Below are 19313 nucleotides of genomic sequence, written 5' to 3'. Positions count from 1 at the left end.
TCGCTCGTGGAGGTCAGCGGGGGCGGCTGACCCCGGCCATGTAAGCGCCGATGCCGCGTCGCTGGACCTTCTCTCCGGGGATGATTTTCGCTCCCATCGGCGGCGGCGGAACCTTCCGCTTCTTCCGTGTCGACTGGTCGCCACCGATCAGGTGGCGGTTGTCCACCTTCTCCTCGCAGTCCTGCCCCTTCACCTCGTCGTACGGGCGGCGGCAGCCCTTGCAGTACACCTCCAGCGCGTCGACGCGCTGCCCAGCAGGAGTTTTGAAGGAGCCGCGGAAGTCAGCGATGCCCGCGATGCGTGGCTCGACCTGGATCTCGGCGGCGACGACCCAGGCGTGCGAGAGGTCCTTGCCGGGCTCGATGGATTCGACCGGAGGCGCGGGGGGTGCTGCCTTCGGCTCGGCCTTCGTCCCCGGAGCTTGTAGTGCTGGGGCGGGCCGTGACGGGAACAAGGGTTCCTGCCAGAAGGCCCGGCCCACCGCCGGCAAGAGGGGAGCAGTAGCAGTTGTCACCCATTCCTCCGTGTGCTGAGGTGATGGGGGTTGACACAAGGGCCACCCCCTTCTCTACAGCGCGGAACGTCAGCGACGGCAGATCTGTTACAGCTTCGGCCGCGGCTGGACGCCGGCGGGCGCGGATGAGCTGCACCACGACCGGGTTGCCAGCTTCGGGGCGCGGAGTAGGTCGATCGCCTCGCTCTCTCAGAGTTGCGGCGTCAGCACCCACATCTGAATGGGGATCGCTTCTTGCCCGCGAATGCGGATGATCTCCTGGCGAGGGGCGACCACAGCGCCGAGGTCGTGCCCGTGGAGGTTGGTGTGCAGGGCGCAGAAGACCCTACGGTTCTTCGCCCCGACTATCCGCGGCTCGGCCGGTCCGGTTCTCGCCACCTCCACCAAGCCGGACCTGGTGGCCGCGATGGCGTGTCCCCGGCCAGCGGCCGGGGACACGCTTGTTCCCGCTAACACCCTCTCGTCTCACGATGTGCTTGCACGGCCCCGCGCGGTGGCCGATGTAGCACGTACCTTCCCTGTCACGCCCCCGTTTCGCTAGGAAGATAAGCCGCTGTCGGCCGGGTCCCTACTCCGACTGCGGTGATGTGGTCCCGGTAGTGCGGGGCGAGCGTGTCGAGACTGCTGATCTTCTCCAGCGAAACCCACTCCAGACCGATCTGGTCGCTGTCCGCGTGGTGGCCGCCAGTTAGCTCCGGGCTCCCGGAGAGAGTGCAGTGAAAGGCGATTTCGACGCGGTGAACGAGGTCGTTGTCCTGATGGAAGTCGCCCGGTTTGCTCGCCCACTCGCGCACCCACAGCAGTTGGCCGGCGGTGACGGTCAGTCCGGTCTCCTCAAGGACCTCCCGCTCCGCTGCCTGCGGCAGGGGCTCGCCGGGATGCTGCCCGCCGCCAGGCAGGAAGTGGCATTCCCGGCCGCGCCAGAGGTTCCGCGTCAACAGCACGTTCCCGTCGTGGATGATCACTGCCTTGGCAGAGTTCCGGATCCGGGCCGGGGTGCGCTGGGTCGGCAGTCGGCCTGTTCCTTCGAGGGCGCGGCCGGCCTTGGCTGCGAGTTGGCTGGTGAAGAACCCGTCCGGGTCGGGGCGCATGCGGGCGAGGGCGACCATGCTGGTGATGATGACGTCAGCGACTTCGGCCTGTACGTCGTCCCAGGTGTGGGAGAGGCCCTTGCGGGGGTTGGTTCCGGTCAGGCCGATCACGGCCTGGGCGGCTTCGCCGGTTTCTTCGGCGATCTTGAGGACTTGCAGGATCCAGTTCTGCTCGCGGGGCTGGTCGGACATGGTGTCGTAGTAGTCCGCGAGGGCGCGGATGGTCTTCCAGGCATCGGGCTGCACGGGATCTCCTGTGCCGATGGTCGGGTAGTGGTCGTTCAGCGGTCGTTCGACAAGGCCAGCAGCTCAGCAAAGACCCCGCCCCCATGCACGAGCTCGTCGTACCGGCCCTGCTCGGTAACACGGCCGTGCTGCGTGACGATGATGTGGTCGGCGATCTTGGTGTTTTCCAGGCGGTGGGTGACCATCACCGTGATCCGGTCGCCCGCGATGGCCTTGACCTGTTCGAACATGTCGTGTTCGCCGCGCGGGTCCATCTGTGAAGTGGGCTCGTCAAGGATCAACAGCGGCGGCTTGCGGTACAGAGCGCGCGAACACGCCATACGCTGCCACTGCCCGCCGGACAGTTCTTCGCCGCCGAAGACCTCGCGGGCCAACAGAGTGTCCAGCCCGTTGGGCAGTTTCTCGATCGCCTCGCGCATCCCGACAGCATCGATGGCCTCCCAGACGGCTGCATCGTCATGGGTGCGAGGTTGGCCCAAGGTGACGTTCTCCCGGGCCCGCAGGGGCCACTGGGCAAAGATCTGCGGGACCAGAGCGGTGCACTTCCACACCGAGGCCGGGTCCACCTCCGCGAGGTCGATTCCGTTCCAGGTGACGCGGCCTTTGTCGGCGAGACAGATACCGCTGAGCAGCCGGGTCAAAGTCGACTTACCGGCGGCGTTGTCGCCCACGATGGCAAGGATCTCTCCACGGCGGAGGGTGAGCGAGATGCCGTCTACGGCTGGCACGTCCTTGCCCGGGTAGTGGTAGACCACCTCTTCCAGGCGGATCTCCTCCACGGGTGCGGCCACCCGCACTGCACCGTGGCGGGGCATGGGTTCTGCGGCCTCGTCGCGGAGGGGCCGTGTCTCCACCACGCCGCGCTGAGGGGTGCATGTCGCTGCGTGGTCGAGGAATGCCTGCATGTCGGTCAGGTACAGGCTGGTGTGGAAAACCGCGGCCCCGTTGGTGACGAGCTGGTTGAGGGCGGCCAGAGTGTTCTGCACGGCAACCACGGCCGTGGCACCGATGGCGAGGGGGATGCGGCCTGTGGAGGTCAACCAGGCGAGTCCGGCCCAGGTGCCGGTGAGGCAGATACCGCCGATCAGTGCTGCTGTGAGGTTGATGCGCAGGGTGCGGGGGGCGGCAGTGAGTGTGCGGCGGGTGATGCGATCGGACAGGCTCCGGTACCAGAAGTTGAGGTAGCCGGTCATCGAGTTTGCGCGGACTTCATCGGCGTACTTGGGGGTGGTGGCCCACCAGCGGGTCATTCCCTTGACGTTGCGGTCGCGGATGTTTGCGTAGTGGACCTCGTAGTCGACCCTCGCCGCCAGAAGGGCGCCAAGCCCCGTGGGGACAACGGTGAGGACCAGCAGGGGGAACATCAGGGGGTGCAGGACGGACAGGACGCCGCACGCGGTGATGAGCTTGACCAGGCCGGATAGGAAGCGCGATGCGTCGGTGATCATGACGTGGGTGCGGATGACGCCCATCTCGGCCGCTTCCTGGCGGTCGGAGAAGCCGTCAGTGGAGAGCGCGGAAACCTCGACGTTCAGCACGGCTTCGACGAGGGCGGTGTCCGCGTTCTCGTTCACCTGTGGGGTCAGACGGCGCTCGGCGTACTGCGACGCCGCGGAGCACACGCGTGCGAGTCCCGCCGCGAGCGCGACGACCACGAGCGCGGGCAGGGCCTGGTGGATCCGCTGCGACACCGTGCCGTCGGCGTCCAGCAGGGCCTGCATGGCGTGGGCGGTGCCGGTCAGCAGCACGGCCGAGGCCACACCGGCGGCCACCTTGCAGGACAGCAGCACGATCATGGCCGCGCGGTCGATCCTCCAAGCCATGCGCGTGATGCGCCCGAGGACGGAGGGGAGCTGCGAGCACAGTCGCCCGAAGGACGCTTCCGCCATCGGGTTGATGGAGTACTGCCCGTTGTACGTCATCTCTGCTGGGGGTGGTGGAGGCGGGGAAGTGCTCTCGTTCATCGTGTCGGCAGACGTCAAGTGCCTGTCCTCCCAGGTGAGTTGAGTGCTGAGTTGTCGGTGCAGGGATCAACGACGCACACCAGCTTTTCGAACACACGTGTTTCGGTCGGGCCGTCGCCCCGTGGTTACGCGACTCGCTTTGCGCGCACCCGTGTCTCACCGCACCTGGCCGTTACGCGATCTTGGCCGAATCGCCGGCGTCCGTAACGCCGGTGACGAATGAGGTTCTCGGTGGGTGCTCGGCTCGTGATGATGGCGGGACGGCCGCCCGCGAGCGAGATCATTCAACTTGCGACGTCGCACCTTGGTTGGCGAGGCAGTGAGCGAGGCTCGCTTCCGCTGTGCTGACGGCCTGCATCATCGTGGACAGCACTGACTCCGGGAGGGCCCCCTGACCGAGGCGGCCGTCGCGGACGATGGCTTCCAGCTCACGGTGTGACTGCTCGCTGGCCGAAAGGCCGGGGTGACGCAGGATCTCGCGCGCAGCGTACGCGTCGCCTGCCTGCGTGGTATCGCTGACGATCGCGTTGCGCAGGGATTGTGCCTGGGCTACGCAGCCCTCTGATGCCAGGTCGATCGCCGCCAGGACCAGCCTCACCCTGAACATGCGTAGGTGCGGCGGGGCCGGCTCCAGGGCCTCTCGCACGGCGCGCTCCACAGCGGTGAACCCTTCTGCCGTGGCACGGCCCGCAAGGTGGTCGGCGTAGTGGCGGAGGATTTGTGCGACGGCGTTCTCCCAAGGTTCGGCGATCGTGGCCTTGTCGATCAGAGAGGTGGCTGTGTCCGGGCCAGCGGTGTGCAGGCTTGCCATGACGTGCGCTTGCCTGCTGTCGTGCAGCCGCTCGGGCGCCTTGTCATAGGCGGTCGCGTGTTCCGCCGCTTGGGGCCATTGGCCGGCGGCGACAAGGAGCCGGGTTCCGTCTTCGAGCAGGAGGGCGTGCAGCCAGGGTTGGATGTGGTCCAAGGTCGCGTCGGTGGTGAAGCCCGTGAAGTCGATGGGATGGCCGTGGAGGTGCACGGTGCCGCCGTCATGTACGGCGCGGTGCACGCTCATCAGCTGCTGATAGGCGACATGCGGGTGTCCCGCTCGGGCGGTCAGGCGTACGAGGTTGACGACCGGCTGGAGGCAGGCGATGGCAGTGTCCCCGGTGACGGGCCACGCCTCCTGGAAGAGGCGAAGCTGACGCAGGCACAGGTCCGTCGCCAGGTCGGTCAGGCCACAGTCAGAGGCGATCAGTGCGGACAGGTTCCAGGTCGCGCACGCGAGGTTGATCCGGTCGAGGAGTAGCCCGTCCTGCGTCGACTTCTCCGCACAGGTGTGTACCTCTTCGACCCTGGCAGCGAAGCTGGGGTAGACGAGGTGGGACCGACTGACCAGCGGGAACCGCCTGACGAGCCGGTGGAGCTTTGCCGTCGGGTGTGGCGCGGTCACGGCATCGGCCTTTCCATCGAATCAACAGGGTGCAGGATCGCGCCACGTGCCGCGTGAGCGAGAATGCTCTGGGTGCGGGCGGGCAGGCCGATCCGGTTCCAGTGGAAGATCACGTGGTAGGAGACGACCTCGCGCAGGCCGCGGTCGAGGGCTCCTTCCTGGGCAGCTGCGCCAAGGCCCCTTCCCGCGTGCCGAAACGCGCGGACCCAGTCGGCGGCAGGCTTGAGCGTGCGGTCCGACTGGAGCATTGGGCCAGTGGGGCTGGTGTCGGCGAGGAGCAACTGCCGCAGGCTCCCAGCCATCGCGTCGACTTTGGCGGCCGATACGTCTGCGGGCAGGGGCCGTTCCCTGGCGACGCGGTGCCAGACGTCGCCCTGTTCGTACCACTCCAGACCGGCGGCGCGCATCAGGGTGGCGCACAGCAGGAGCGACAACTCCCGGCGGCCCAGCTCGCCATGGGCCGTGGTGAGGACGGCGCGGCTGTCGGCGTGGAACAGGGCATGGGCGATGTTCATGCTGGTGTCGCCGCCGAAAGCCGCGGCTTCGGGTTCGTAGATGCCGGGCCACCAGCGGTGGACTCGCCCGTCGGCGGTGAGGTTGTCCAGCGTGTCGGCCAGTGCCGGGGGGAGCTGTGTCCCGGGGGCTGGGAGCAGTCGCAGCCGCCAGCACGGGTGCTTGCGTATGAACCACCAGCCCGTGATCAGTCTGTCCTGTTGGGCCAGCTCCAGGGCGGGGGCGATGTGGTCGGCGGCGGTCTGCTCGGCTTTGTCCCAGTCGGTGAATTGGACGTACAGCTGACGCCACGCCGGGGGCCCCGTCTGCTGGGCGAGGGCGTGCTGCCCGGCCTGCTGGTAGACGGCGACCGCGGCGTTCAGGTCGGCGGGTTCGAGCCCGGCGTGGGCTGCGGCGGTGTCCGTGCTGGCGCCAGCCAGGACCTCCAGCACCGCGGGCAGGACTGCTTCAAGCGGTGCGGGTTGGTTCAGTCGATCAGTAGACATGCGTCCCATCCCGAGGTCGGCGCTGCGTCGTGGGCTGCGGTGGTCAGGGCGAGAGCGGTACCCGCGTCGCCTTGTAGGAGGCCGGGGTCGGGGCCGGGGTGGGCGTGCCGGGTCAGGGCGGCGGCTAAGTCGGGCAGGGCGGCGCGCAAGGCCGGGGTGGCGGCATCGTGTGCCGAACGAAAAGCGGTCTGGTAGACGCCCGCCCAGCCGTGGCACAAGCCGGTGTCGGCGATCTTGGATAGCTGGTCGGGGTCGGCCAAGCAGCGGGCCATGGCCTCCTCGTACAGGTGCTGACGTACCGGGTCGCGGCGGGCTAAGGCGGCGAGCTGTCCGGCGCGGGCTATGCCGGGGGTGCCGTAGCACCAGCTGGGTCGAGCCGGGCCGCGCTGGGCGGGAACGCCGGCGCTTAGTTCGCCGAGGTGGAGGTGTTCGGGCCACCAGGGTCCGGCGGGCTGGTCCTGCCGCCACGTATCGAGCCAGTGGAGGATGGTGTCGATGGCGTCTTCGTGGCCGTCGACGGTCACGCCTTGGCGCAGGGCGCGGGCAAGGAGCAGCAGCGGGCCAGCGATGCCGTGGGCCGTACCGAAGTTGGCGTGCCCGGCGGAGACGGTGGACGGGGTGAGGTCGGGCTGGTGGCCGACCCACCAGCCGGGCAAAGCGCCATGGTCGCCGTGTCGAATGGGGAGGGCCAGCCGGACGAGGTAGGCCAGGACGCGTGCCATCGCGGAACCAGTAGGGGACCTGCGCAGCAGGTACGCGCCGATACCCGTCAGCCCGTAGAAGATGTCGTACTCGTGGAAGCTGGCTGGACGCCCGCTGCGCATGCGGGCCTGGGCCGCGTCGGCTCTCCGGTGGGCGAGTTCGGTGACGTGCCGGTCCACGGCTGTCAGCGCCTCCTGGTACCGGGGCACGTCGGGGGTAACGGCGCAGTTGAGCATGAAGGCGACGGCGGGCGCCCCTAGGTACAGGCCGCTGGTGTCGGCGGCGCTGATGTCGGTGGCGACGGCGGTCTTGATCCAGGGGTGTGCCTGCTGCCAGGTGCCGTGTCCGGTACGGGCGCGCTCGATGTGGAGGAGCGCGGTTCCGGTGGCACCTGCGGCCAGGGCCTGCGCCGCCCAGGGCTGGTCTTCCGGCGGTGGGGCGGGGATAGCCAGGTGGCGGGCGAAGGCGTCCGCCAGCAGGGCCGGGCTGGCTGTGGTGGTCATGGCTGCCGCTCCCGGTGACGCAGGGCGCAGGCGCGGGCGAGCCGGCCGGTGGCACCTTCGTGATCGGGGTCGACGGGCAGCGCCCGGATGTAGTGCTGGTGGAGCAGCGACCGCAGCACGCTGTCGGGGTCTCGTTGGGTGGCCAGCTGCTCCCGGTAGGCGGTCAGGGCGGCAGCGCGCTGCTGCCAGGCAGCGGCGACATTGGTGCCGCCGGGCAGGGACAGGAGGGCGGTGTGCTCGGGGTCGGCCAGTGCCAGGGCCAGCGCGGTTCGGTCCCGAGAGAGGGGGCCGTGTTGCTGGGGCAGGGTACGGGTCAGCCAGTCGGCCGCCTGGTCCGCGTCGCCTATGAACTTCACCGTCAGGTCGAACATGCTCGCAGCGGTCAGGGCCTGCCCGGCGGCGGCGTCATCCGCGACGGCACGGATCTGCGCCACGCTGGCGGCAGAGTCCGCGGCGAACACCAGGTGCGCGGCGTCCAGAGCGGGGCCGTGCCCATACGTGCCAGATTGCGGCAGGTAGGTCGTCAACTCCATGCGAGACGCCAGGCGCTGGGCGTTGAGAGCGTCCGCCCAGGTGTTGACAAGCTCAGCGGCCGGTCCCATGGCGTTCGGACCGGAGATGTGCACGTACAGGCCCAGGTGCTGCTCGGATTCCGGGCGGGTGGTGTCGCGGTGACGCCGGAACCACCAGCGCGGCGCGTTGTCGAATTGGCCGAGCAGATCGGGCAGGTGGCTGGTCAGGATCTCGTCGTACCGCTTGGGGTGTGCGAAGAGGCGGGCATGCAGGACGGTGGACTGGCTGGGCGTCCCGAGGCCGGCGGCAGCGGCCTCCGACGGGAGCGGGACCGTGGTGGTGGGGACGGTGCTCGCCAGAGGGATCAGGAGCTGGTGGGGGCGGCCGATCCATGCCCAGTCTTGCGCAGTGGTGCTTTCGCGTAGTTCGACAATGCCGTGGCGTTCCACGCCGGCGCGCAGCAGTGCCCGGTGAATGTGCTGGTCTAGGTCGATGGGCAGCTGCTGGTCGTTTTCGACCAGGGCAATGTGGTCGGGGACGCGGAGCCGTTCGCGCCACCGGTCCAGTGCCTTGTCCCAGTCGGCCATGGGGGCGGATCGGGCGGGCAGTTCCTCGGCGGACAGCAACCAGCGGGCGGGCGCGAGGATCGTCCGTTTGTACCGCACGCGTGGCAGGTAGGGCAGGGTGGCGGCGACGCCGAAGGTGAACGCCCTGTAGGCGGGGCTGCGGGCGGTGGTGACCTCCGCGAGGAACCGGGCGAGCGGCGGCGTGTGGACGGACGCTTCCAACGCGTGGGTGACGCGGGGCTCGACGCGCTGGCCGGTCGATATGCGGACCAGGTAGAACCTGCGGGCGTCGGCGGTCACCGCCAGGTCGTCGAGCGGGATCACGCCGGGGCCGGACTCGTGGTGCTGGCCCAGGGGGATGGTGAACGGCAGCACCTGCGCGGTGCGGGAGATGTTCTCGTTGCGGCGACGCCGAGGGGTGAACGACAGCTGGGCTGCGATCGCACCGGGGTCCGCGGTCGAGTAGGAGTCGGTGAGTGCGGTCTGTGCGGACGCCGGCAGCAGGTGTGCGAACCGGCCGAGCATGCTGCTGCCGGGGCGGGGAGCCCCGGTGACCAGCAGCCGGTAGTCGCCGCTCTGCACGGCCTTGAGGGACGGGGCGTGGATCTCCACGGCGATCTCGGCCCGGGGCAGGGGCAGCAGCGGCTCGGTGTGGCTGGCGGTCAGGTCGGCGATGTTTGCTCGGGTGAGGACCAGCTCACCCTTCGCGTCGAGCATGGCCTCCTGGAGCAGGCGCAGGATCTTCTCGTCCCGGTCGGTGACCTGGTGCGGCGGCCGGGCGCGCTCGGAGCCCAGGAAGCCGGCGGGCAGGCCGAGGCCGCTGTCGGCGATCAGGTCCAGTACCGGCACGACGGCTTCGGTGCCGTACCGGTCGAGGAACCGCTGGTGGTAGTCGCGCCATTGCGGATACCCGTACGGATGGGGCGACAGCTGGTGCATGACCCCGGCGGCCTCGGCGGCTTGGTTCAGCAGGGCTTCGGGGATGTGGGGGGTGCAGTCCAGCGCAGCATCGACCAGCAGCGGGACGCGGCCGGTGGCGCTCACGCGCTGAATGCTCTGCGCCAGCTGGCCACCGGGTGACCAGGGGGCCGCAGTGTCCGGGTGATTCAAAACGCCTTGGATTGCGGCGAGTTGGGAGGTCAGCGCGGCGAGGTCGGGGATGTTGGCGGCGTCTGCTTTCTCCAGCTCGTCGCACACGTGGCCAAGAGTGTCGATCGACGTCATCGGGGGCCACAGACTGCTGATCAGGATGTGCTTGCTCAATAGGTCGGCGATCAGGCCGGTGAGTTGTTCGGGGCGCGCGCTGGGGAACCGGTCGGCCAGCTGATGCATCAGCAGGTCGTACGGGATCGGGGTGCGGGCTGCTTCCAGCACGGCGGCCACCGGCCGGGTGAGGCGCACCGACAGCTCGATGGGTGCGTAGCCGGGGGTGTGCGCGTCGGTCGGCATCCCCTCCACCACGTGCCGGTTGCCGCGGGAGCGACCGGTGTTGTTGGCGACGACCGCCAGCCTGGTCAGGAGATCGGGGCTGCTTTCCAGCCGGGTGATGACGTCCGTCAGCCAGTCGGCATCGGGCCGTAGCATCGTCCGGTACCCGTCTCCCCACCGCACGTCGGCGGCTTGAGCCGACTGAGCAGGGGCGACGCCGGCGAAAACCCCGAACGGCGTGGGCCGGTGGTTCCACCGCAGGAGATAGGCCGCCACGGACCGGACGGCCCGCCGGATGCGGCGGGCATCGGTCACGGTGCCGTTCAGGATCTCGGCGACGCGCTGGCACAGCGCGGGGCTGGCGGCGGACAGCGCATCGGGAACCGGATCGCGCCACACCTCGGCCAGCCACTGCTGGCCCCGAGCGGGAGTGTCGCAGCCGTCGGACAGGTCAAGGTCCGGCACGGGTATCGGGCAGGAGGCGGTGGAGGCGCGCAGCAGCATGCCGGGCTGCCACTGATAGGTGATGGGCGATCCGTGAGCCACCGGTTCCCCTTCTCGTTGTGGGTGCGCGGACAGGTGGTGCCGGGGCGGCAGCGGCGATCGGCTGCCGCCCCGGCGGACGCCGCGCGTCAGGCGGCGTCCTCGATGGAGGACTGGCAGGCGCTGGCCCCGTTCGCGCAGGTGTTGCCGCAGCCGTCGCTGGTGGGGCACATGAAGACGGTGAGGGGGCTCTCGGAGATGACGACCCGGATGTCCAGCTCGAAGTCGTCGTCGGCGAGGCCGTCGACCGGCAGCACGGTCGGCGCGGTGACGTTGCTGAGTGTGGCAGTGGTCATGCGATCACTCTCTTTGTCCGATGGGATGGTGCAGAACGCCCTGGCCCAGTCCGCGGTTCAGACGGTCGGCCAGGAGATAGAAATCCGGCTGTGCCTCTTGTCGATGATCCGGTCGCCGGTGATCCGGTCATCGGGCGTGCCCGCCGGGTAGACGGCGATGCGCGGGCCGTCAGCGCCGCGGAGCCTTTTGCCCCAGGTGCGGAAGATGTCGGCGATTCGCTCAGCGAACTCGGTTGCGTCGGGCCCGAAAGCGTGGACGCCGTACTCTGCGGTCTTCTTCTCGGTGTCGCGGCGCACGACCGTGTAGGCGAAGTGCGGCCCGTCGATGGCGACCATGGACCAGCTGTTGCCCGTGGGGCCGATCTTGCCGGTGGCCAACTCGGGGTTGGTGGACATGAAGCAGAACGTCGGGACCTGTGTGGACAGGTACATCTGGAGGGTGCCGATGGGCTCCTGGCTGGCGACGGTCACCCCGGTCCACGTCTCGGCGCGGGCGCTGTTCAGGACGCCGTCCAGAAGGGAGGGGTTGGCCGGCCCGCCCTCGTCGAACCGCAGCGTGACGCCCTCCTCTCCGGGGAGCTGCATGACCTGCTGTGTGTGGCTACCAGTGCCTTGCGCCGCTACGAAACCGCACACGTGGGCGCTGGTGGCGAGGAGGTGGTCATCCTGCCGGATGAACCCGTAGGTGCGGGTCAGGCCGTTGATGCGGAGCGGCACGACGAGTCGGCCGTCGTCCTTGAGCTGGTCGATCCAGGCGGGCGGGATGTCCCAGGCGCCGAGCGTCACCACGATCGCGTCGTAGGGCGCAGACTTGGCGACACCGTCCTCCGCGTCGGCGACCACTACGTTGACGTTGGTGTAGCCGGTCTCGCTGAGGAACCGCCTGGCCCGGTCGGCGGGCTCGGGGTCGATGTCGACGGTGGTGACCTGACCAGTGGGCCCGACCAACTCCGAGAGGTACGCGGCGTTCGGCCCGTTGGTGCCGATCTCCAGCACGTTGTCGCCCGGTCGGATGCCGGCCTGCTCCAGCTGCATCGCCTGGATCTGTGGAGCGGACACCGAGCTGGTGTGATTGCCGTGCTCGTCCTCCTGCGTGATCACGGCGTTGTAGGTGCTGTATGCGTCGTCGAGCGACGCATCCGGTACGGCCAGATGCCGGGGCACCTTGCGCATGGCGGCCTCGACGCCGGGCGACACGATCGTGCCGTCCTCCTTGAGCTGGTCGACGACCTGGTTGCGGAGCTGCGTGGCCTTGTCGGGGTCCACGGTCACATCGGTCATTAAGGGGTTTCCTTCTGGATCTTTCGCACAACTGCTCGGAAATGAAGGCGCGTTGGCCTGTCGATCGACTATGACGCTAGCCAGGGCACCGCACCTCTAACGCGGCTACGCGCCGCGGGGCGGTGCGGTCCTCGGAGTTCGGCTGAAACGCAGTCCAGTGGCTCGTCACCGCTGTTCTCTCTTCCTCTCGCGGGCCGGTTTGTGTGGGGAGAAGCCCCACGGGGCTCCTCCCCACACGTCTCGTCCGGCACCGAGCCCTGTTGCGGGTCCGGCTGCCGGGTGCTGCACCCGACCACCAATCGGACCGTCACGCACCGACGGCGGGCGGGCGGTCTGTGGTCACGGGCCCGCGGACAGGGCCTCGGTGATGACGGCGGCGTAGGCGAACGAGTGCGCAGCGGACGGCATCCGGTGGACGTTCCTGTGCCCGGCGCGCCACTGGGCGGTCGGGACGACACCTGGCGGCAAGGCAGACCACGGGCCCAGGAACGCCTGGATCTGCTCCAGTGGGCGCGGCCGGTACACGATGCCGGCCTCGGCGTAGTGGTCGACGAGGCCCTTCATCTGCTCCGGCGCCATGTCGGTGGTGGCGTGGGTTACGGAGATAGCGCTGCCGGCCGGAAGCCACTCCCGCACCGCCGCCATTGCTGCTTCCGCCTCCTCGTCGCTGACCCACGGCAGCAGGTCATGGGCCAAGACGGCGATCGGCTGGCTGCGGTCGAAGTCTCGAATGCTGGGGGCGTCGAGCAGGTCGTCGATCTTGCGGATGTCCCCATGGACCGCAGCGGTGGACAAGTCCTCCGCCATAGAAAAGTTGGCGTGCGCGCACACCATCAGGTCGTTGTCCACGTAGACCACGCGGGCGCCCTCGTGGACACTGCGCGCGGCCTCGTACGTCAGGGCCGGATCGTGGCACTGGCGCTTCTTGTCCCAGCCGGACGGCAGTCCGCACCCCAGGTCCAGGAACTGGGCGATCCCGAGATCACGCGCGAGGGTGGTGACGGCGTGAGGCCGGTGCCGCTGGTTGATCTTCACCATGCTCGGCAGCCACGGGGCCGACTTCATGAGAAGTCCGGCCAAATGCCGGTCCGGGAAGTAGTTGTCGCATCCGCCCGTCAGAAAATTATCGATCCGCGCCACCGTGGGACGGCGGGACCAGCCCTCGGGCAGGCCGGTGCGCCGAGGCGTCTCTTGCTTCGCGTTCATTCGGTGGCCTCGTCGGTTGGGGCGGGGGCGGCGCTGCCGGTGCCACGGAGCAGGGCTTGGATCAGGCGAGCGAGGTTCTGCGCTCGCTGGGCGGCTCCACGCTCCGAACCGACAGGGGGCGGCATGTAGAGACGCCGGGCGGCTTCGCTGAGCGTCGCCTGTGTCCCGCGGCGGAGATCCGAGTCGGCCGGCAACCGGCGGCACACAGCGGCGAGATCGCCTTCGAGGACTCGCCCATAGGCGGTAAACGCCTTCACCAGGTCCAGGCTGACGTCGACCTCCGGCAAGCTTCCGCGGTTCAAGTCCCAGCTGAGGACCGTCTCGACGAGCGGCAGCAACTCGGCCTTGTGGGGGGACACAGGAGTCAGGCCAGTCATGTGATCACCTGGTTTATGCGTCACCACGGCATTCCTCGGGGTCCCCGACAGCGTCACGCTCATGACATGGCCTCCACGCTCGCGGTCGGCTGGGGTGCGTCCAAGGCAGGTGCGAAGCCGTGATCGAGGTCGAAGCGCGGGTCTCCCAGGGCCCGCCAGTGCACGCGGTCACCGACAAATGCTGTACGGGCGTGCAGCCATCGCTCGTTGTCGAGGAGGTACCCCTGGCCTGGGCTCAGGCGAAGGGACTGCTGGTGTCCATGAGCCGCGGCCTGGAGGTCGGGCAGGTGCGGTTGGACGATCGGGCTCCATCGGGCGAGGGCGTCGAATCGCAGCCTGATGGACACGCGCCCGTCGCGGTGAGAGGTCAGCACCTGGGATGCGTGACCGTCTCCGGCGCCGAAGTATGCCGTCCGTGGCCGGGACAGGGCGTCAGCGGCTTCGCCGCCTCCGTGGTGCAGCAGGTCCGCGTGCACGCGGCGTCCGTCAGTGAGCAAGCACTCGCCTCCCCGGTCGGCGGGCTGGGAACAGACCAGCAGCATCAGGCGGGGAGGGCGGGGAAGACTGGCCCGCTCTGTATGCGGGGCGAGCTGCCCGTTGCCGAGTCCAGCGAACCCGGGCCGGCCTGCGTGGCGCGGGGTGTCGCGGATGGTGGTCAGCCCGTCGGGGTCACTGTCACGGTGCGGTGAAATGGTCATGATGTGGGAGACGAAGGCCAGTACGGCGTCGCGTGTGGCGAGTCCGTCCAGAGTGACCAGGCCGCTCTGACGCAGTTGCTCGGCGATCCGGGCCGGCGCGCCCGGGGTTTTGTGATCGAGGAAGTGCGCTGCAAACAGATCACCGGGGCGCATCGTCGGACTCCTTCGTCGGCGGTCACGGGTTTCACTGTCGAGATCGGAGGCCCGGAAGGTAAAGCGACAGATTGTCGACTCCGGCAAATCACCCAAGAACAGGGAGCGTTGAATGCCCCGTGCTACGGTCCGAACACTCCGGCACTGCCCCGCACTGCGAGGAAACTCATGACGTACACGCCCCCCACCTGGCCCGTTTCCGTCAAAGGTGTCGCCCTGGACGCGCGCGGCCGGGTGCTGCTGCTGAAGAACGAACGGGAGGAGTGGGAGCTGCCCGGTGGCCGGCTGGAGGCAGCAGACATCAGCCCCGAGTGCACGGTCGAGCGCGAACTGCAGGAAGAGTCCGGCTGGATGGTCAAGGCGGGGCCGCTGCTGGACATCTGGATCTACCAGCCGCTTCCGCAGACCCGTCCAGAACGACGCGTCGTGATTGTCACCTACGGCTGCACGGTCCTCACTCCGGAAGTGGACCCGGTGCTCAGCCACGAGCACCAGCAGATCGGTCTGTTCACCGCGGCCGAGGTCCCGGGACTCACCATGCCCGAGGGCTACAAGCAGTCCATCGCCACCTGGTACGGGCGGATGTAACAAGCCGTGGCCGCCCCCGAACGTCTGCCAGTGCCCCGTCCCTCGGCTCGACACGTGGTGTGGCACTGGGCCACTCCGCAGGCCCGCACCATCCTGAGCAGCGGCGATCTCGGCGCGATTCTTCGCTTCCACCGAACCGTTCACGGCCTGAACCAGACCGAACTGGGAAACGTTCTCGGATACGACAAGACCTACATCTCGGCCCTGGAACTCCGAAAGAAGACCCTGGGTGACGTGGGCTCCCTGCGCCACGTCGCCGAGCAGCTGCGACTGCCTCCTCACATCCTGGGCGTCACCGATCCGGCTGACACCGATCACCGGGCGATGGTCCAGTTCGGACAGTCCACGGTCCGCCTCGCCGAGATCGCCCGCCAGAGCGGCCACGCCTCCGAAGCCGTCGCCGAACTGTGGCCCCTGGTTGCCCGTCTCGAAGCGCGCCTCGAAGACGGGCACAGCGAACGCGAGGTCCTGCGTCTGCTCGCCCACGCCCGGATCGGCCTCGGCGTCGCGCTCGGAAACGTTCTTCCCGAGGAGCGACTGGCCACCGCCGCCCACTGGACCGCCAAGAGCCTGGAAATCGCAGCCCACTTCAAGGATCCCGCCTTCAGCAGCTACGCCCTGCGGATGCACGGAAACGAACTGCGCAAGGCCCGCATCCGGGGCGCCGCGGTGGACCGGCTGCGCCACGCAGCGGCCCTGGCGCCGGACCGCGAGACCCGTGCGGCAGTACTGCCGCTGTACGCGCGAGCCGCAGGCGAACTCGGCGATGCCCAGCTCTTCGACGGCGTCATGCAAGAAGCCGACGATCTGATCGGAAGCACAGGGCACACTTCGCTCTTCAACCCCTATGCGCTGCACGAGATCCGCCTGCGCGGGCTCGTGAGCACGGGGCGTGCAGGTGTCGCCATACGGCTGGTAGACCACGGCCCTGGCTTGACGACGACCGTCGCACCGCAATGGCGAGTGATTGAACTGATCACTGTCGCCCACGTTCGGCTCCTTGCGGACGACCGGGGAGGGGCCACCGAATCGCTGAGTGCCGCTATGACTGAGGCAGTAGTTCAGCGACTCCCGCACCAGTTGCAGCGGATCGTGCGGACCGCCGGTAACCGGCTTCCCGACGTGCGCGGCCAGGCGGTTCAGGCGCTCGATCGGATGCGGCAGGAAATGGCGGCCTAGCATCGGGGTCAGCGCAGCCATTTGATCACCTGGTCAGCGGTGAGGATTTGGTACTGCCATGCCTGCGTGATGGCGTGAGCACGGTTCCGAGCGCGCAGGTTCGCCAACAACTCGCGCCCGTCCCGGCGGACGATGTCGACTTCCCGCTTCAGAGCTGTGGCCATCTGCGCGGCCGTCATCTCCCGTGCGATGAGGGGTACGAGTTCACGTTGTTCGCGGGCCAGGTACAGCGACTCGGGATCCAGCAGCTTCGGCCGGTCGATGGCCTTGGTGGCGTAGGCGACTGCGAGTGCGGCAGCCGTCTCGCTCACGCCGTACAACTTCCGCTTGGCGAACTTGAGGTAGCCCGCCGCTGTGCCCTCCCGGATCGTGAGGCGCAGCGCGACCGCGGCGAGCATGCTGCCGTCGGCCAGGCCCTCGAGGACCTGCCGTTCCCTGGGCGCGAGGATGACCTTCGCTACGGTCGTGGTCATCAGGCTGCTGCCCCCTGCGCGCGGCGCATCACCGGGCCGATGACCTGTCCGTCAGGCAGCAGTTCACCGGTGTCTTCGAAGAGCAGGACGCCGTTGCACAGCAGGCTCCAACCCTGCTCCGGGTGGTGGGCCACCGGGTGCGCGGCCTCCCGATCGGAAGCGTCGGGCGGCGGGCACGGGGGCTGGTGCTGGCACATGTATAACTCCGGAATCGGGGGTGTGGTTACGCCGTCGGGGGTGTGTGCGGGTTGTCGCTACCGGCCGACCCGCTTCAGGGCAGGTAGTGGCGGGCCGGCCAGCAGCGCCGGGCACCGAGGGGTGGGGGTGCCGGCTGGTTCCTCGCGGCTGCCGGCCGTTCACCGGCGCTGGGAGGAGTTGAGGTGTCGTCGCCACCTCTGGCGACGACGAGGCGTGGCCTGGCTGATCACCAGCAGGCGGTGCGCAGAGTGAAAGAGGATGCGCAGCCGACGTTGTGCTGGGTAGCTCTGACTCACATGGGTGCCGTCGAGAAGGGCGCGGGCGTGGTCGACCACAGCCATAGCCACCGAGCATTGCCTGGTGCGCCCCATACAGGCCGGCAGGAGATTGGCGATCACCGCCTCCACTGCGGATACATGAAAGCTGGCATAGAGCCCGGCGTTGTCACCATTCAGGCATTTGCGCGCCGCGAGGATGACCTGACGGGCATCCTCGTGCACCATCCGACGCTCATCGCCGTGCACCGCGGTGCTGATGGCCTCCAACAGGGTGGTCATTCCTCGTCGTCTCCCATCAGGTCGAGCAGAGCGACGATCGCGAGGGCGTATCGGCGCAGGTACGACAACGCTTCGCCTGGATCCGGCCGTTCGTTGCGCAGGGCGATCAGCAGGCGCAGCTCCTCAGCGGGGTAGAACGAGACCCGGTGCGGGGCGACCTGCAGGAGCAGGCGCGTGGCCCGGCGGAACTGGTCGCTGATCCGCGCCGCATCCTCGGGGGCCATCGGAGCGACCTCCGGCGGCCGCTGCCGCGGGGCGGGCAGGCCGAGCCTGGCTAAGAACCCGTCCATCTTCCGGGCAGGGGCAGCGACGCCGGGTCGGTCGCGCAGGGTTTCGTCAAGGGTGGCGATCAAGTCGTCGGGGATCCCCTCGTCTGCGAGGGATCGCGAAAGGATGTGGACAAGCCTGCGCTTCCCCGCGTCATTCTCGGTGACCGGCCGTCTGATCGCCCTGGTGGCGGTGGCCTCGCTGACGGCGACCATCAGGCCCTCCCCGTGGGGGCGCGGAACGCGACCCACGTTGTCGTGCCGTCCTCGCTGACCCCCCAGTCCTTCGAGAAGAAGGCGACGAGGAACATGCCACGGCCGGACTCGTCGTCATCATCGGTGGATCGCAGTTCGGCTGGCTGGGGATTCCCGTCGCTGACCTCGATGCGCAGCTCGCCAGCGGCGTAGCGCACGCGCAGCCCGACCTCTCCAGAGCCGTGCTGGATAGCGTTGGTAACCAGCTCGGAGACGGCGAGCACGATGTCCTCGGCCAGCGGACCGCCGACGTCCCACTTCCGCAGGAAGGCGGTAGTGATCGTGCGCATGTGGCGGACGCGGGACTTGTCCGGGGTGAAGGACACCTCGAAAAACCCCGCGGTCTGCGGCAGCGGCTTCGCGAGGGCGGCCGATGCGACGGATGTGGCGGGGGTCATCGGGAGCCTCACAAGTGGGTGGTGCGGGGGGAGCGTGCGGCATGTGGTGCCTTTGCGTCGCTCGGCACGACTCGTCTCGTCGACCCCTCGACGGGTTTCCAACGGGACGGTCACCGCCTGCGGCCTCATCGCTCCCTCCCCGCAGCCTCCGGCGTCACGAGCGCGACGAACCCGCCGTGGTGGCCGACCCGGTCGAGCTGGAGCTCGTACTCGTCCAGGTGCTGGCTGATGTCCGCGTGCGTCAGCGCTACGACTCCGTCGGCGTGCCCGGCGCGGATCAGGTGCAGCACCCAGCGCCAGCCGGGGCGGTGCATCGGGTCGGTCTTGCTGAGTCGGTCCGCGATGCAGCGGTCGGCGCCGACCCTCCAGCCCTTGCCGTCGGTGTACGCACGGGCTGCGGCGAACGAACGTGCCGACTGCTGCCCGGCGGGGTTGAGGCAGTACAGGCATACGCGCGGGGTCCGACCGTGGGCTTCGAGCTGTGCCAGACGCTGGTTGAGGACCTCGCGGCGTTCGGCGCCGAGCAGTACGAGCTGGTCCGGCGTGAGGCGGACCCGGTCGGGGTGCCATCGCTCGGCGGACCGCTGCTCGGCGTCCATCCAGTCAGGCGCCTTGCGGGGCCTCGGACGCTCGAGGTCCCACGTCTCCGGCGGCGGGTACAGCGGCCACATGTAGACGTACGCCGCTCTGTCCAGGAACTCGGTCAACGTGTCGGCGAGGGCGAGGGGCATCTACGGCCTCCCCACAGCAGGCGCCTGCATCGCTAAGCCGCTCACCGCGGGGCGGCGGCTGAAGCCACCGTCTATGGCCACACGATGACGCTGCCGCTGGTCGGCGCTGGTCGGGCGCCCAGCGCTCGGGCCGCTGGGTCTGGCAGTGGAGGCGTTC

The 19313-nt window shown here is 68.9% G+C and carries 21 protein-coding genes; 2 read left to right on the top strand and 19 right to left on the bottom strand.

Going from position 1 to position 19313, the window contains the following annotated elements:
• Nucleotides 1-13 precede the first annotated feature (13 nt).
• From ACIRPT_RS21355 to ACIRPT_RS21295, 13 genes are all read right to left on the bottom strand, one after another.
• Nucleotides 14-514, bottom strand: coding sequence for a hypothetical protein (locus tag ACIRPT_RS21355; protein ID WP_403829247.1), 501 nt, complete (start codon nucleotides 512-514; stop codon nucleotides 14-16).
• Nucleotides 515-703: 189 nt separating this feature from the next.
• Complete coding sequence (locus ACIRPT_RS21350) at nucleotides 704-952, bottom strand: hypothetical protein (RefSeq protein ID WP_403829245.1); 249 nt, start codon at nucleotides 950-952, stop codon at nucleotides 704-706.
• 83 nt (nucleotides 953-1035) lie between these two features.
• The gene (locus ACIRPT_RS21345; RefSeq protein WP_403829243.1) at nucleotides 1036-1851 is read right to left on the bottom strand and encodes an NUDIX domain-containing protein; all 816 of its coding nucleotides are present in this window, start codon (nucleotides 1849-1851) and stop codon (nucleotides 1036-1038) included.
• Nucleotides 1852-1886: 35 nt separating this feature from the next.
• Complete coding sequence (locus ACIRPT_RS21340; protein WP_403829240.1) at nucleotides 1887-3833, bottom strand: ABC transporter ATP-binding protein; 1947 nt, start codon at nucleotides 3831-3833, stop codon at nucleotides 1887-1889.
• 262 nt (nucleotides 3834-4095) lie between these two features.
• Nucleotides 4096-5247: a hypothetical protein gene (locus ACIRPT_RS21335; RefSeq protein ID WP_403829237.1), complete on the bottom strand. Its 1152-nt coding sequence runs from the start codon at nucleotides 5245-5247 to the stop codon at nucleotides 4096-4098.
• On the bottom strand, nucleotides 5244-6245 hold the full coding sequence (locus ACIRPT_RS21330; protein ID WP_403829235.1) for a thiopeptide-type bacteriocin biosynthesis protein: 1002 nt from the start codon (nucleotides 6243-6245) through the stop codon (nucleotides 5244-5246). The genes ACIRPT_RS21335 and ACIRPT_RS21330 overlap by 4 nt, the downstream gene beginning before the upstream one ends.
• A complete protein-coding gene (locus ACIRPT_RS21325; protein WP_403829232.1) occupies nucleotides 6227-7450 on the bottom strand; it encodes a lanthionine synthetase C family protein in 1224 nt (407 codons plus the stop codon). The genes ACIRPT_RS21330 and ACIRPT_RS21325 overlap by 19 nt, the downstream gene beginning before the upstream one ends.
• The gene (locus ACIRPT_RS21320) at nucleotides 7447-10503 is read right to left on the bottom strand and encodes a lantibiotic dehydratase (protein WP_403829229.1); all 3057 of its coding nucleotides are present in this window, start codon (nucleotides 10501-10503) and stop codon (nucleotides 7447-7449) included. The genes ACIRPT_RS21325 and ACIRPT_RS21320 overlap by 4 nt, the downstream gene beginning before the upstream one ends.
• An 86-nt stretch (nucleotides 10504-10589) precedes the next feature.
• The gene (locus tag ACIRPT_RS21315; RefSeq protein ID WP_393126480.1) at nucleotides 10590-10796 is read right to left on the bottom strand and encodes an FxLD family lanthipeptide; all 207 of its coding nucleotides are present in this window, start codon (nucleotides 10794-10796) and stop codon (nucleotides 10590-10592) included.
• Between the two features lie 57 nt (nucleotides 10797-10853).
• Complete coding sequence (gene fxlM, locus ACIRPT_RS21310; RefSeq protein ID WP_403829226.1) at nucleotides 10854-12077, bottom strand: methyltransferase, FxLD system; 1224 nt, start codon at nucleotides 12075-12077, stop codon at nucleotides 10854-10856.
• Nucleotides 12078-12416: 339 nt separating this feature from the next.
• Complete coding sequence (locus tag ACIRPT_RS21305) at nucleotides 12417-13283, bottom strand: SAM-dependent methyltransferase (protein WP_403829223.1); 867 nt, start codon at nucleotides 13281-13283, stop codon at nucleotides 12417-12419.
• A complete protein-coding gene (locus ACIRPT_RS21300; RefSeq protein ID WP_403829220.1) occupies nucleotides 13280-13723 on the bottom strand; it encodes a DUF6415 family natural product biosynthesis protein in 444 nt (147 codons plus the stop codon). Before ACIRPT_RS21300 ends, ACIRPT_RS21305 begins: the two co-directional genes overlap by 4 nt.
• Nucleotides 13720-14511, bottom strand: a complete 792-nt coding sequence (locus ACIRPT_RS21295) for a TauD/TfdA family dioxygenase (protein WP_403829218.1) — start codon at nucleotides 14509-14511, stop codon at nucleotides 13720-13722. Before ACIRPT_RS21295 ends, ACIRPT_RS21300 begins: the two co-directional genes overlap by 4 nt.
• A 168-nt stretch (nucleotides 14512-14679) precedes the next feature.
• On the opposite strand from ACIRPT_RS21295, the gene ACIRPT_RS21290 reads away from it, so the two are divergent.
• Together ACIRPT_RS21290 and ACIRPT_RS21285 are read left to right on the top strand one after the other, a co-directional pair.
• Nucleotides 14680-15099 carry an NUDIX domain-containing protein gene (locus tag ACIRPT_RS21290; RefSeq protein WP_403829216.1) on the top strand — a complete coding sequence of 140 codons (420 nt, stop codon included), beginning with the start codon at nucleotides 14680-14682 and terminating at the stop codon, nucleotides 15097-15099.
• Between the two features lie 54 nt (nucleotides 15100-15153).
• Complete coding sequence (locus ACIRPT_RS21285) at nucleotides 15154-16278, top strand: helix-turn-helix domain-containing protein (protein WP_403829214.1); 1125 nt, start codon at nucleotides 15154-15156, stop codon at nucleotides 16276-16278.
• Between the two features lie 8 nt (nucleotides 16279-16286).
• Here the strand turns inward: ACIRPT_RS21285 and ACIRPT_RS21280 are convergent, their stop codons facing one another.
• From ACIRPT_RS21280 to ACIRPT_RS21255, 6 genes are all read right to left on the bottom strand, one after another.
• On the bottom strand, nucleotides 16287-16751 hold the full coding sequence (locus ACIRPT_RS21280; protein ID WP_403829211.1) for a LuxR C-terminal-related transcriptional regulator: 465 nt from the start codon (nucleotides 16749-16751) through the stop codon (nucleotides 16287-16289).
• On the bottom strand, nucleotides 16751-16948 hold the full coding sequence (locus tag ACIRPT_RS21275) for a DUF5999 family protein (protein WP_403829209.1): 198 nt from the start codon (nucleotides 16946-16948) through the stop codon (nucleotides 16751-16753). Before ACIRPT_RS21275 ends, ACIRPT_RS21280 begins: the two co-directional genes overlap by 1 nt.
• A 159-nt stretch (nucleotides 16949-17107) precedes the next feature.
• Nucleotides 17108-17506, bottom strand: a complete 399-nt coding sequence (locus tag ACIRPT_RS21270; RefSeq protein ID WP_403829207.1) for a hypothetical protein — start codon at nucleotides 17504-17506, stop codon at nucleotides 17108-17110.
• Nucleotides 17503-17988 carry a hypothetical protein gene (locus ACIRPT_RS21265; protein ID WP_403829204.1) on the bottom strand — a complete coding sequence of 162 codons (486 nt, stop codon included), beginning with the start codon at nucleotides 17986-17988 and terminating at the stop codon, nucleotides 17503-17505. Before ACIRPT_RS21265 ends, ACIRPT_RS21270 begins: the two co-directional genes overlap by 4 nt.
• Nucleotides 17988-18425 (bottom strand): ATP-binding protein, encoded by a 438-nt coding sequence (locus ACIRPT_RS21260; protein WP_403829201.1) that lies wholly within the window; start codon nucleotides 18423-18425, stop codon nucleotides 17988-17990. Before ACIRPT_RS21260 ends, ACIRPT_RS21265 begins: the two co-directional genes overlap by 1 nt.
• A 125-nt stretch (nucleotides 18426-18550) precedes the next feature.
• Entirely contained in the window at nucleotides 18551-19156 is a 606-nt protein-coding gene (locus ACIRPT_RS21255) for a hypothetical protein (RefSeq protein ID WP_403829199.1), read from the bottom strand.
• Nucleotides 19157-19313 lie beyond the last annotated feature (157 nt).

Origin of the sequence: Streptomyces sp. NPDC101227 (assembly GCF_044767545.1) — a bacterium.
Classification (GTDB): Bacteria; Actinomycetota; Actinomycetes; order Streptomycetales; family Streptomycetaceae; genus Streptomyces.
This window is presented reverse-complemented; position numbering and strand designations above follow the sequence as displayed.